Origin of the sequence: Belliella baltica DSM 15883 (genome assembly GCF_000265405.1) — a bacterium.
In the GTDB taxonomy this organism is placed as follows: domain Bacteria; phylum Bacteroidota; class Bacteroidia; order Cytophagales; family Cyclobacteriaceae; genus Belliella; species Belliella baltica.
On record NC_018010.1, the window covers coordinates 3,863,211 to 3,876,133 of the forward strand.

Sequence of the window (12,923 nt, forward strand, 5' to 3'; positions counted from 1 at the left end):
TTTTATTTCGCCGAAGGCATATTTCAATAAAACCTATCCTTTAGCTACTGTCCTCTGTTCAATTCTTTTTTCATAATCTTTTCCTTGAAAAATCCTTTGAACATAGATTCCAGGAGTATGGATTTCATTGGGATTCAACTCCCCAGCTGGCACCAATTCTTCTACTTCTGCAATAGTGATTTTCCCTGCTGCAGCCATCATCGGATTGAAGTTTCTCGCCGTCCCCTTAAATATCAAATTACCAGCAGTATCTCCTTTCCAGGCTTTGATAAAAGCAAAATCAGCCTTCAACCATCTTTCTAAAAGGTATAATTTCCCGTCAAATTCTCTTAATTCCTTGCCATTAGCAACCTCAGTTCCAACACCAGCAGGTGTAAAAAAAGCTGGAATGCCAGCTCCACCAGCTCTTACTCTCTCTGCCAAAGTTCCTTGAGGAATTAACTCTACCTCCAGCTCGCCGCTCAAAAGTTGTCTTTCAAATTCTGCATTTTCTCCTACATAGCTCGAAATCATCTTCTTAACCATCCGCTTTTGAAGCATCAAGCCTATTCCAAAATCATCAACACCAGCATTGTTAGAAATACAGGTTAAACCATTGACATCTCTTTCCAATAAGGCCTTGATACTGTTTTCAGGAATTCCCGAAAGACCAAAACCGCCAAACATCAACACTGCATTTGAAAAAACATCCTCTACCGCTTCTGCTGCATTTGCTATTGTCTTGTTGATCATATCTTTAAATTATTTTTGGGTTAATATGCTTATTGCTTTTTCACGATCAGCTTTCAACTGCTGTTTCAATTGTTCCAATCCTTCAAATTTCGTCTCTGGCCTGAGGTATTCTCTAATCTGAACACAGACTCGTTTATCATAGAGATCACCCTCAAAATCAAAAAGGTTTACTTCTATACTACGACTATTTCCGTTGACAGTTGGTCGATTGCCGATATTAAGCATGCCATTGTATTGGTCTCCTTCTACATTGACTCTTACAGCATAGGCACCATCACAAGGAATCAATTTGTAATCATTGGGTATATGGATATTTGCAGTAGGAAAACCAATAGATCTACCTAGTTGCTGTCCTTTAATTATAATTCCGTTAATTTCATAGGGTCTCCCCAAATAGCCATTTGCAATATCTACTTTACCTTCTTGCAAAGCCTGTCGTATCTTAGTGCTTGACACACCCACATCATCCACATCTTCCCTAGATATTTCCTCGAGCTCAAAAGGATATTGGTCTATATGCTCTTTTAAATACTCGAAGCTACCTTCCCGGTTTTTACCAAATCGATGATCATAACCTATGACTAATTTACGGGTTTGAATTTTACCAATTAGGATTTTTTGAATAAATTCTTCCGAGCTCAACTCTGAAAATTCTTTTGTAAATGGTATAGAAACCAAATGATCAATCCCAGACTCTCTCAGAAGTTTGGCTTTTTCTTCAAAAGTAGAAAGCAACATTAAATTGTGCTCTTTAGGATATAATACCAATCTAGGATGTGGCCAGAATGTAATCAAAACAGTCTCCCCATTCAGTTCATCTGCCAAATTCCTTATCCTTTTGAGGATTTTTTGATGCCCGAGATGGACACCATCAAAAGTTCCGCTTGTGACAACGGGATTATTGACCGGACCAAACTCATCAACTCCTTCATATATCCTCATGCATTCTTGCTTTTATCTTCTCTATTAAAGTGGTCAAATCTTCTGCATCTTCTAACCTAAATTCTCCAATTCTTGTTCGGGTCAAAGCAGACATATAAGCCCCAACTTTTAGCTTTTCTCCTAAATCTCTCGCCAAACTCCTGATATATGTTCCTTTGGAACATACAATTCTAAAATCAATTTCAGGAAGATCAAATCTTGTGATTTCAAACTCAGACACGGTAACGGGACGTGGTTCCATTTTAACTTCAATGCCTTTTCGCGCTGATTCATAGACTCGTTTCCCATCTACTTTGATTGCAGAGTGCATAGGTGGAATTTGAAGGATATCACCAGTCAATTCAGCTACTGCATTTTTCACATCTTCAAGAGTAAGATGGAAAGGATCTGCAACTTCAATGATTTCCTTTTCCCTATCAAAACTTTCAGTGGTCTTTCCAAGAACAAAAGTCCCTGTATATTCCTTTTCCTGCCCCATGAACACATCTATGCTTTTAGTTTTCTTCCCAGCACAAACGATCAACAATCCAGTGGCTAATGGGTCTAAAGTACCAGCATGGCCAACTTTCTTGATTTTGAGGGCATTTCTTACCTTTTTGACTACATCAAAGGAAGTCCATTCTAAAGGCTTATCTATTAAAAAAACTTCTCCGTAGGGTTCCTGTTCTTGCATATTACAAATATAAGCCTGCACCTATTGCGATCAATCCCACAATGGCACAATAAATAGAGAAATAAGTCAATTTACTTTTTCTCACCAAAGCTATCATCCATGTACAAGCAAAATACCCAGCAATAAATGCAGCGATAAAACCTGCCGATAGATAACCAAAGCTTTCTGAATTATAAGTCAAAGCTCCATCCAAAATATCTTTTGCTATTTTTCCTAAAATCAATGGAACCACCATCAAGAAAGAAAATCTAGCAGCCTTCGACTTGTCTATTCCTAATAAAACTGAAGTAGAGATCGTAGCTCCAGATCTAGATATTCCTGGGAGAATCGCTATTGCTTGAGAAACACCAACCAAAAATGCATTCCAAAACCCAACTGGTTTGTCCGTATTTTTTGCCTTATCAGCCAAATAAAGTAAAACTGCTGTAAGCAACAACATACATCCCACAAAGACTATTTTACCTCCAAAGAACTGTTCAAGTTGATCATTAAAAAAAACTCCAACGATAGCCGCGGGAATCATAGAAATAATGATCTTGAGAGAAAACTTGGTTTCTTCATTCCATTTGAATTGAAAAAGCCCTTTGAAAATCTCTACAAGATCCTTTCTAAAAACTAATATAGTAGATAATGCCGTAGCAAAATGAAGTACAACCGTGAACATCATACTTTCTTCTGGAAGTTTTGAATCCCCCAAAATCGCAGCAACTAGTTCCAAGTGACCACTTGAGGAAACGGGCAAAAACTCTGTCAATCCTTGGACGATTCCGAGGATGATTGCATCGATAATATCCATAGATTACTTTGATTCCGACTTATGGAAAATTGCGTAAAATTCAAAAATAAATCCCGCCAAAGTAATGATCGGGCCTAAAGTCAAACCCATAAAACCAAATCCATGTGTTTCTGGATCTAATCCAATAATTGTAAAACCAATTATAATAATTGCGATGCCAATTAGCATCAGTTGATAATTTTTCTTGGTAAAGGGAAAAGATTGATTGCTCATATTTAATAAAGTTCGTCCAATGACATATTTAAGTATTTATTTACAGCTCTGAGAGTACTGAAGAATGATAGCATTGCTCCGACAATGACTAATCCTCCAAAAAGAAGGTACAACAATTCATAATTTTGTAATAAAGCGAAGCCATCGATATTCGCTTTTGTATATTCAATGATTGCATAGAGTATGCCTGAAGCTAATACACCTGACAAGGCTCCAAAGAAAAATGCTCTGCTCAAAAAAGGCCTTCTAATAAACCCTCTCGTAGCTCCTACCAATTGCATACTTCTGATCAAGAACCTTTGTGAAAACAAAGCTAACCGAATGGTATTGTTGATCAACATGATCACTGTGACAATCAGGATGACAATAAATCCACCCATAACCAAACTCACCTTCAATAGATTTTCGTTGATCGATTCTACCAAATCAGACATGTAAGTCACTTCAAATACACCATCCATATCTTGAATTTCAGCAACTATTTCTTTGATTTGATCTGCGGTTTGAAATTCTTCTGAGATAGCGAGTGTATAACTGTCTCTTAGCGGGTTGTCATCTAGGAAAGCTGTAAAATCCTCTCCTGTATCTTCTAGAAAACTTGCAGCTGCTTCTTCTTGCGAAATAAAAACTAATGCTTTACTATTTTCTTTTTCAAGTAAAAACGGCTTTTGAGAGAGGGTTTTGGCTATTTCTTCTTTTCTCTCTTCTGTAATATTTTTATTCAAAAAAACCTGAATCTCTATATTCTCTCTAATAATTTTAGTGAGGGTTTTGGCTTGAATAAAAATCACTCCAAAGAGACCGACGATAAAAAGTGAAAGAGTAGTACTGAAAAGCACTGAGATAAACTTGAATTTACCAACTTTTGTCTTTTTCCTTGAATTGCCTTTCATAAATATTTAAAAAGGGGTTTAGCCCTGCTTTGAGGATTTGGATTATTTTCGAAAGATTGATTTCATTCGAAAAATCAAATTTGGTCAAAATTAATCAGCTTATGGTATATAACCAATCTTATTCGATTTAATTGATTTGAATTACCATATCATCAGCAATAACGAAGGCTTGATCTGATTTGGTACAAGAAAGCACATCTAAACCTGTGAACCTGCCAAAAGCAGGAAGTAGAATCCTCTGCTGACAGTAAAAGAAGCAAGGAAGTGTGACTTTCTGTCTTCCTTTTCCACGTAGAGAAATACCAGGATGAATATGACCACATAGATTGATTTTACTTTTAGGAACCTCAAGAAGTGGCTCGTGAGAAAGCAAGAGGTTTTCTATCTCCAAAGTTTCTTCGTGAATGATCCATTTTCCGGAAGTGTAGCATGCCTTGGGAAGAATATCATGATTTCCTTTCACGAGATGAAAATTTACTTTTGGAAATAAATCTATAAAAGCTTCTAAACCCCACCAAGATTCATTCAAATCAGAATGAAATAAGTCACCCAAAAAATAAATTTCGTTTGGCTCACATTGAATGATTAACTGTGAGATTTTTTGCAAATCATCATCATGAAGGTGTTCGGAAATAGGAATTCCAGCTTTACGAAAATGTGCCGCCTTTCCAAAGTGAGGGTCAGCAATCAATAAAGCTCGGTATTTGTGTATATAAATCGCCTTCTGAGGTAATAACATTAAGCTATAATCCAACTCCTTTATTATCAACTCAAAACCACCTGATTGCACTTGCATTATTGAACTAACATTTATTCTCTATCAGGATTTCCTTTGATTCTTATCAAAAGATGGAAACAAAGTCATTTGTTTTCGTATTATAAAAGTATTAATATTCTAATTGTTTGTACATCCTAAACTCAAAATAACATGAAAAGTAAATTTGCTCAAATAAGTTTCGCTATATTTTTATATTTAGGCACCTCCACCACTTTTGCTCAAAATGCAGACGCTATTGTGGGAAAATGGTACAACACTGAAAAAGACGCACAAGTAGAAATCTTAAAAGAAGGTGGGAAATATTCCGGTAAAATAGTTTGGCTTGCTGAACCAACCGAAAACGGAAAACCAAAATTAGACAAAAACAACAGCGATAAATCAAAAAGAACTAGACCAATCATGGGAATGAAACTTCTCAATGGCTTTGTTTACAGTGATGGTACATGGGAAGACGGAACGATTTATGACCCAAAAAACGGAAAAACTTATTCATGCATTATCAAAAAGAAAGATGATAAAACCCTCGAAGTTAGAGGTTATATAGGGATTTCTTTCGTTGGAAGAACTGTAGAGTGGACAAAAGTTCAATAACTACCCTTCCCAAATCCCCTTTGGAACAAGTTCAAGGACATTTCCGAAGGGGTCTTCAAAGTAAATGCTTTTCTGACCGTCAGACCATTCTTGTTCGTGGGTGATTTGAATCTCATTTTCGATAATTTTTTGCTTAGACTCTATGTAATCATCTGCCGAAACTTCAAAAGCAATATGCTGCTTGCCTGATGCGAAATGTGGTGGAAGGTTGGATTCATTCTTTGTTACTTCAGGTAAAAAACACAATAAAATTGAACTTCCACATCTAAAAAATATATGCCTCCCATCTACTTTAGAGATGATAGGCATTTCCAGCAATTGATGATAAAATCTCTCAGCCTGATCAATATCTGAAATGTAAAGACAAGTTTCTTTGATTTGAGTATAATTCATATTTCAAGTTAAAAAACTAATCAATGGATACAAAACGATTCCTAATTCAAAGGCTTTGTGCCCAATTTGAAACCAAAAGAAAAAACTCTAAAATCAAACTTAAGACTTTAGAGTTTTTTTTGTACCACAAGTTGATGATCACAAACTATTTAAACAAGAGTTCTTCTGATTTTTTAATCCCTTCCAAGCTTTTTAAAACATCACTTGAGGTTAGAAAATCAGGCAATGCAAGTAATGAAACTTCTTTTAATTCATTAAGTTTACTCAAATTTTTAGGCTTTATTTTTCCAACTGAAAAATAAAAACCATCGATACATTTTATGAATTCGGGAGAAAAAATATTGGTCTCAATGATTTCTTCCGACTTACTTTTAATCAATACCCTAACACCCAAATTCAATAATTTTTCATCCAAAGGTTTGTCGAAATTAACTTTGGAGTAATTATATCCAAATCCATTTCGAGCTTTGATTAAATCGCCATAGACCGCTGCACCTGTTGGTAAACTACCAGCACCTTTACCTTGATAAAATTGATCTTGCAAATGCTCGGAGTTAATTTTGACGGCATTGTATTCGTTTTCGACACCAAAGAAAGGGTTTGATTCTTCTACTAGCGTTGGAATAATATAGGCTGAAATGCCACGATAATCTTTTTCTGCTTTTGCGATAAGTTTGATTTTGAGTCCAAGAGATTTTGCCAGAGCAATTTCATCCTCTCCCAGATTCTGAATTCCAAAAGTGGCAATTTGTTTTTCTCCCACAAACTTTCCAAATGCATGCAAAATCAAGATGTTTAATTTGCTAGCCACATCACTTCCATTGATATCAAAACTCGGGTCTGATTCTGCAAAACCTTTTTGTTGAGCCAGTCTTAAAGCCTCTCCGAAGCTTAATCCATTATTGAAAATCCTTGATAAGATATAATTCGATGACCCATTAAGGATTCCCTCAATACTAATGATATTATCTTCTTCAAAATGTGTCTCCAAATTTGTAATTACAGGAATACCTGCGGCAACTGATGCTTCATATAGCAATTTTCCACCAAACACTTTCTGTAAATTAATCAACTCTGGAAGATGCGCTGACAGCATTTTTTTATTAGCTGAAATTACGGTAATCCCTCTTTTCAAAGCTTCAGAGGCATACTCATAAGCCTCTTCCATATTAGAAATTAATTCAAGAATATAGTCTGGGTTCTTATCAAATACATCTTGTGAATCATAAGAAAATCTAATATCTGAAGATCTCCTTTTCTTTTGATCCTTGACCACAATCGTGTCTGGAATCCATTTTTCCTTTTGCTTTTTTGCAATCTGATAGTAGCCTTGTCCGACCACTCCAAATCCGAAGAGTCCTATTCGCTTAGTCATTGTTTTCTAGGTAAAAAGAGCTGAGAATATAATTTAACTGTTCGTATTCAATCAAGAAGGCATCATGACCATAAGGAGATTTAATTTCTCTGTAGGTTCCTCTTTGAACATGATTGGCTATAAATTGAGATTCCTCCTTAAGGAAAAGTAAGTCCTTATCCACGCCAATAGCCAAAACGCGTGAGGGAATTTGAGATAAAGCCAGAGCTGCACCATTTCGATTTCGACCAATATCATGACTATCCATCGTCTTAGTCAGAGTCCAATAAGAAAGTGCATTGAATCTCTTGGCGAGTTTTTGTCCCTGATATCTCAAATAAGAACTCGCTCTGAAATTATCAATCTTATTAGGCTCATCAACTTGCTTCTCAGTAAGATTGTCTGGGTGTCGATAAGTCAGCATGGCTATAGCCCTTGCAGCCTCCAAACCTTTCTTTCCCGCTTCAGGAAATTTTTCTCCCCAGGTTTGATCAGCAGAGATTGCCATTCTTTGGGTTTCATTAAAACCAATCGTCCAAGGAGCTGTTTTAGCATTTGAAGCAAGAATGATTGTGTTTTTTACTTTGTTTTGAAGTAAATACGCCCACTCTATCCCCACTTGACCTCCCAAAGAACCACCGATCAAGGTATTGATTTGATGAATTCCCAGTTCGATTCTAAGTAATTCCAAGGCATTGGCCATGTCTCTTGTGGTAAGATTTGGAAAATCATAATAATAGGATTCCCCTGTTGTTGGGTTTTGGGAAAGCGGTTGCGTAGAACCGTAACAAGAACCCAAAAGATTGGCGCATACGATAAAGTATTTACTTGGATCATAAAACTTATCTTCTCCCACAAGTCCTGACCACCAAACTTGGACTTGCGTATCTCCAGTCAAGGCATGAATAACCCAGACCACATTGTCAGAATTTGCATTCAATTGACCTTGTGTAGAATAGGCCAACTGAAAATTACTGAGAACATCTCCAGATTCCAGTTGGAATTCGCCTTCGTTGGTAAAGGTTTCTTGCACCATATCGATAATCAGGTAGGGACTTTCTAGATTCATTTTTGATTTCTGAGAGGGAATAAACCCACTTTTATTTTGATTATGATTCAATAGTTACCTTTATTTGACATGATCAAAAGCCTGCTGCAAGTCAGCTTTGATATCTTCGATATGTTCGATACCTAAAGACAATCTCAATAGAGTTGGTGTGACACCTGCAGCCTTTTGTTCTTCATCAGATAGTTGCTGATGCGTAGTCGCTGAGGGTTGTATGATCAAAGTTTTGGCATCCCCAACATTGGCAAGGTGAGATATCAGTTCAAGTTTATTAATGAAATCAGATGTACTTTCTTTATCTCCTTTAATCTCAAAACTCAAAACTCCTCCAAAACCATTAGTAAGGTACTTGGTAGCAAGAGCATGATATGGAGATGATTTCAATCCTGGATAATTCACCTTTTGAACTTGAGGATGTGATTCAAGCCATTCTGCAATGGCAAGGGCATTACCCACAGTTCTTTGAACTCTCAAAGAAAGAGTCTCTAAACCTTGCAACAAAAGAAAAGAATTGAATGGACTCAAGGCAGGACCAAAATCTCTCAAACCTTCTACTCTCGCTCTGATTACAAATGCTATATTTGGTAGTCCAAGTGGATTATTTTCTCCAAAAACCTCCCAAAACTTCAATCCATGATAACCTTCTGAAGGCTCCGTAAATTGAGGAAATTTTCCATTCCCCCAATTGAAATTACCACCATCTACAATAATCCCTCCTACTGAAGTTCCATGACCTCCAATCCACTTGGTCGCTGACGCTGTAACAATGTTTGCACCATGCTTGATAGGCGCAAATAAAAATCCGCCAGCTCCAAAAGTATTATCAACAACCAAAGGAATACCACGCTTTTTTGCCACCGCAGCAATCGCTTCAAAGTCGGGAATATTGAATTCTGGATTTCCGATAGTTTCTAAATAAAGCGCTTTAGTTTTGTTATCAATTAATTTTTCAAAATCTTCAGGATTATTCCCCTTAGCGAATCTCGCTTCAATGCCGATTCTTTTGAAAGCAACCTTGAATTGGTTGTATGATCCTCCATATAAGAAGGAAGTAGAAACGAAATTCTCACCTGTTTGAAGGATATTATTCAATGCTAAAAATTGCGCAGCTTGCCCCGAACCTGTAGCTACTGCGGCAACACCACCTTCTAAAGCTGCGACTCTTTGCTCAAAAACATCCGTGGTAGGATTCATGATTCTGGTGTAAATGTTACCAAATTCCTTTAGAGCAAAAAGATTCGCTCCATGCTCAGCGGAATTGAAAACATAAGAAGTAGTTTGGTAAATTGGTACAGCTCTTGAATTAGTAGCAGAATCTGGACTTTGGCCAGCATGAAGCTGTAGTGTGTCAAAACGATAATTACTAGACATAGTATATTGGTTTTATAGGTTTGTGAAATTTTATTCGAAGGTCTTTTTTTGAAGAACTGAAAAGAATAACAGGTTGGAAGGCTAAAAAATCACCTACGCATGGGACATGCCAATAAACAAACATCAGAGTGATGCAGGAATTGATTTGTCAACTTTGAATTTTTGGATTGCCTTAATTGTGGAATATAAATCATCTTGTTAAGAATTTATATTTCCGAAAGAGGATATTCTCTGTCGGCAGGAATTGGCACCTTGGATTTTCCAGGTTGCCAGAGGGTCATAGAGCCTGTCTCTCACCTCTTCTTTATAAATCCTAACACTGGAAAAAGTGTAAGGACATCACAAATTAAATTCAGGAAATTTTAGAATGCAAGGAAATTGATGAAAAATTAATTTTCCTATTGAAGTCAAACAACAATTAGGAGACTGAATCTGAAAAAATGGTAGATTTATTTCACTCTCAATAAATCTGTTTATTATAAACTTTAAACAAAAAAAGCCTGCTCGTATGCAGGCTTTTTACTTTTTTAAGTTTTGAAAACTTATTTTGGTAATAATACAGAATCAATTACGTGAACTACACCATTGCTTCCAGCAAGATCAGCAGCTACAACAGTAGCACCATTGATCATTACTTTTCCGTCTTTGATTGATACAGTTAATTCTTGACCATTCAATGTAGTTACAACTTGACCATCTGACAAATCACCTGACATCACGTTACCAGCTACAACGTGGTAAGTTAAAACACCTGTCAATTGATCTTTCATTTCTGGCTTCAACAAATTGTCAACTGTTCCTTCTGGCAAAGCTGCAAAAGCTGCATTAGTAGGAGCAAAAACTGTGAAAGGGCCGTCACCACTTAAAGTCTCAAATAGGCCAGCCGCAGAAACTGCTGCTACTAAAGTTGTGTGGTCAGGAGAACCTTCAGCAATGTCAACTACTGTGTTTGGAGCCTCTTCTACTACTACTTCTTCTACAACTTCTGTTGTTTCTTCAGTTTCAGTTGACTTGTTATCACAACCTACTGTGAATACTGCAGCGCTACAAGCAACTGCAAGAGTTAAAATTTATAAGATTTTCATTTTGTTTCTTTTTTGTTGTTTATGATTCAATAGAGACCAAACACCATTTCCATCAATAAGTTTTAATAAGTGAGAAATAATTGATGAAGGGTAATTTTTGAATACTTTTGTACATTATAATGCTCACTAATGATGCCAAAAGATAAAAAAGTACACCCTACAGTCAAATCAGTCCTTCATCCACGTAATAAACATAGGGAAAGGTATGATTTCGAAACTCTAACAGAATCATTACCTGCACTTCGAAATTTTGTTTTAATCAACAAGTATGGTGATGAGACCATAGATTTTTTTGACCCTAAGGCTGTTTTAATGCTCAACAAAGCATTATTAAAGCATTTTTATAAAATTGACAATTGGGATATTCCTGAAAACTACCTCTGTCCTCCTATTCCTGGGAGGGCTGATTATATCCACTATATCGCAGATTTACTTTCTGATTCTGACAAAAATGGTAAATCTCAAAAACAGACTAAATGTCTGGATATCGGTGTTGGTGCCAATTGCATCTACCCAATTATTGGGGCTATGGAATATGGCTGGTCATTCGTAGGATCAGATATTGATCCTGAGGCTATCGATGCTGCTCAAAAAACGATCAATAACAACTCAGCCCTAAAGTCAAATGTCTTCCTAAGACTGCAAACGAATAAGAAAAACTTTTTTACGGGAATTATTCAGGAAGGTGAATTTTACGATGTCAGTATATGCAACCCACCTTTTCACGCATCTGCCAAAGAAGCCCAAGCGAGCAGCTTGCGCAAACTCAGCAATCTCAAAGGCCAAAAAGTAACAAAAGCAACACTCAACTTTGGCGGACAGAGTAATGAATTGTGGTATGAAGGAGGCGAGTTGAAATTTCTCAATGACATGATTTATGAAAGCAGGAGATTTGGCAAACAATGTCGTTGGTTTACTAGCTTGGTTTCGAAAGAGGCTAATCTTCCCTTTGTCTACAAAACGCTAGATGCCGTCCAACCAAAAATCATCAAAACCATAGAAATGGGTCAAGGAAATAAGATCAGCAGAATTGTGGCTTGGAGTTTTGAGTGACACTTTTTTAAGAAGTTGAAAAAATCTAATAACCCAAAGTTTTTAATTGTGGCTCATTTGGAATTAATTCATTTTCTCTAAAAATATTTAAAGTTGAATTAATTAAAGCATAGATCTCTGGGTGAGATTTTTCTCTAGGAGAATGAACCAAAATTTCCTTTTGAAAATCCTCTTTAAAAACTTCAACGCTCACAAAATGACCATCAAGAACAATTCTATTTTTATTCTGTTCTTTTCTCTCAAGAGATTCAATTGACCTGTGTGTAATTTCATGGATTACATTAAAGTAATCTGAATGTTCTGTACTACTAACATTTAATCTATAATCAGAATATAGAGTAAATTCCTCTCTTAAAAGTTCTATTTTCTTAATCATTACTTTGATAGAATCTGAAGTCCGTGGATAGATCTCCATCAATTCTAAAAACTTTCCTGTAAGAGGTTTCATTTGCTCTTGATATTCGGTTGTATTTTTAAGTTCTTCTTTAATTCTCAAATGAACTAAAAGTGAAGATTCATTCTCTTCAATATTTATAAAAAATGTTCCACCCATCATTCCTGACTTATTTACTTCAATTTTAATTTGTGCAAAAGAATTATTTGATAAAAAAATGAAAAAAGAGAAGCAAAGAATAAGATATTTCATAATAACTAAGTTAAATAATCCTTAGTTTACGTAAGTTTATGTTTATATTTAAAGTTATTTAGATTTTTCATTTATACTTTTCTTCAAAATAATCACTGTAAGCTTTTTTGTAATCGTGGTCGCTAGGCAACTTAATTACTCCACTTAAACTCTTAACAAATGGAGTGATTGTAATCTTATCCTCTTCTAGTTTTTCTTTAGTAATGCTATCAAGATAAGATTCAACCATCTTTGAAAAACTAATTTTTAACTACTAGCATACTCTTTAGCTTTTTCTATTACATCTTTATTTAATCTCAAGGTTAGTTTGGTGTCCATAGTTTTTTATAATCTAATA

General features: G+C 35.9%; 17 protein-coding genes and 1 riboswitch. Of the genes, 2 read left to right on the forward strand and 15 right to left on the reverse strand.

Annotation, left to right across the window (positions count from 1 at the left end; genetic code table 11):
* Positions 1 to 33: 33 nt before the first annotated feature.
* The 7 genes from BELBA_RS17450 to pdeM form a co-directional block, all read right to left on the reverse strand.
* Positions 34 to 732, reverse strand: coding sequence for a CoA transferase subunit A (locus BELBA_RS17450; RefSeq protein ID WP_014773999.1), 699 nt, complete (start codon positions 730 to 732; stop codon positions 34 to 36).
* A gap of 9 nt (positions 733 to 741) precedes the next feature.
* Positions 742 to 1,674 carry a bifunctional riboflavin kinase/FAD synthetase gene (locus BELBA_RS17455; protein ID WP_014774000.1) on the reverse strand — a complete coding sequence of 311 codons (933 nt, stop codon included), beginning with the start codon at positions 1,672 to 1,674 and terminating at the stop codon, positions 742 to 744.
* Positions 1,661 to 2,347: a tRNA pseudouridine(55) synthase TruB gene (gene truB, locus BELBA_RS17460; protein ID WP_014774001.1), complete on the reverse strand. Its 687-nt coding sequence runs from the start codon at positions 2,345 to 2,347 to the stop codon at positions 1,661 to 1,663. Before truB ends, BELBA_RS17455 begins: the two co-directional genes overlap by 14 nt.
* Position 2,348: 1 nt before the next feature.
* Complete coding sequence (locus BELBA_RS17465) at positions 2,349 to 3,143, reverse strand: undecaprenyl-diphosphate phosphatase (RefSeq protein ID WP_014774002.1); 795 nt, start codon at positions 3,141 to 3,143, stop codon at positions 2,349 to 2,351.
* A 3-nt stretch (positions 3,144 to 3,146) separates the two neighbouring features.
* Positions 3,147 to 3,356: a DUF3098 domain-containing protein gene (locus BELBA_RS17470; protein WP_041779432.1), complete on the reverse strand. Its 210-nt coding sequence runs from the start codon at positions 3,354 to 3,356 to the stop codon at positions 3,147 to 3,149.
* Positions 3,357 to 3,358: 2 nt separating this feature from the next.
* The gene (locus BELBA_RS17475) at positions 3,359 to 4,249 is read right to left on the reverse strand and encodes a cell division protein FtsX (protein WP_014774004.1); all 891 of its coding nucleotides are present in this window, start codon (positions 4,247 to 4,249) and stop codon (positions 3,359 to 3,361) included.
* A 127-nt stretch (positions 4,250 to 4,376) separates the two neighbouring features.
* Entirely contained in the window at positions 4,377 to 5,045 is a 669-nt protein-coding gene (gene pdeM, locus BELBA_RS17480) for a ligase-associated DNA damage response endonuclease PdeM (RefSeq protein WP_014774005.1), read from the reverse strand.
* A 132-nt stretch (positions 5,046 to 5,177) separates the two neighbouring features.
* Here pdeM and BELBA_RS17485 point away from each other — a divergent pair, with 132 nt between their 5' ends.
* The gene (locus BELBA_RS17485; RefSeq protein WP_014774006.1) at positions 5,178 to 5,618 is read left to right on the forward strand and encodes a DUF2147 domain-containing protein; all 441 of its coding nucleotides are present in this window, start codon (positions 5,178 to 5,180) and stop codon (positions 5,616 to 5,618) included.
* On the opposite strand, the gene BELBA_RS17490 is transcribed toward BELBA_RS17485, so the two are convergent.
* The 5 genes from BELBA_RS17490 to BELBA_RS19425 all read right to left on the reverse strand — a co-directional run bounded on the left by BELBA_RS17490 (position 5,619) and on the right by BELBA_RS19425 (position 10,872).
* On the reverse strand, positions 5,619 to 6,011 hold the full coding sequence (locus tag BELBA_RS17490) for a VOC family protein (protein ID WP_014774007.1): 393 nt from the start codon (positions 6,009 to 6,011) through the stop codon (positions 5,619 to 5,621).
* Between the two features lie 145 nt (positions 6,012 to 6,156).
* Entirely contained in the window at positions 6,157 to 7,386 is a 1,230-nt protein-coding gene (locus BELBA_RS17495; protein WP_014774008.1) for a homoserine dehydrogenase, read from the reverse strand.
* Positions 7,379 to 8,434, reverse strand: coding sequence for a homoserine O-acetyltransferase family protein (locus tag BELBA_RS17500; RefSeq protein ID WP_014774009.1), 1,056 nt, complete (start codon positions 8,432 to 8,434; stop codon positions 7,379 to 7,381). The genes BELBA_RS17495 and BELBA_RS17500 overlap by 8 nt, the downstream gene beginning before the upstream one ends.
* A gap of 60 nt (positions 8,435 to 8,494) precedes the next feature.
* Positions 8,495 to 9,802, reverse strand: coding sequence for an O-acetylhomoserine aminocarboxypropyltransferase/cysteine synthase family protein (locus BELBA_RS17505; RefSeq protein ID WP_014774010.1), 1,308 nt, complete (start codon positions 9,800 to 9,802; stop codon positions 8,495 to 8,497).
* Between the two features lie 203 nt (positions 9,803 to 10,005).
* Positions 10,006 to 10,115, reverse strand: a riboswitch (SAM riboswitch).
* Positions 10,116 to 10,344: 229 nt separating this feature from the next.
* The gene (locus BELBA_RS19425; protein ID WP_083833717.1) at positions 10,345 to 10,872 is read right to left on the reverse strand and encodes a fasciclin domain-containing protein; all 528 of its coding nucleotides are present in this window, start codon (positions 10,870 to 10,872) and stop codon (positions 10,345 to 10,347) included.
* Between the two features lie 147 nt (positions 10,873 to 11,019).
* Here BELBA_RS19425 and rlmF point away from each other — a divergent pair, with 147 nt between their 5' ends.
* On the forward strand, positions 11,020 to 11,940 hold the full coding sequence (gene rlmF, locus BELBA_RS17520) for a 23S rRNA (adenine(1618)-N(6))-methyltransferase RlmF (protein WP_014774012.1): 921 nt from the start codon (positions 11,020 to 11,022) through the stop codon (positions 11,938 to 11,940).
* A 25-nt stretch (positions 11,941 to 11,965) separates the two neighbouring features.
* On the opposite strand, the gene BELBA_RS17525 is transcribed toward rlmF, so the two are convergent.
* The 3 genes from BELBA_RS17525 to BELBA_RS20385 all read right to left on the reverse strand — a co-directional run bounded on the left by BELBA_RS17525 (position 11,966) and on the right by BELBA_RS20385 (position 12,904).
* Positions 11,966 to 12,586, reverse strand: coding sequence for a hypothetical protein (locus BELBA_RS17525; protein ID WP_014774013.1), 621 nt, complete (start codon positions 12,584 to 12,586; stop codon positions 11,966 to 11,968).
* 67 nt (positions 12,587 to 12,653) lie between these two features.
* Positions 12,654 to 12,815, reverse strand: coding sequence for a DUF6364 family protein (locus BELBA_RS20380; RefSeq protein WP_280956317.1), 162 nt, complete (start codon positions 12,813 to 12,815; stop codon positions 12,654 to 12,656).
* 17 nt (positions 12,816 to 12,832) lie between these two features.
* On the reverse strand, positions 12,833 to 12,904 hold the full coding sequence (locus BELBA_RS20385; RefSeq protein ID WP_280956351.1) for a DUF6364 family protein: 72 nt from the start codon (positions 12,902 to 12,904) through the stop codon (positions 12,833 to 12,835).
* Between the last annotated feature and the right edge of the window lie 19 nt (positions 12,905 to 12,923).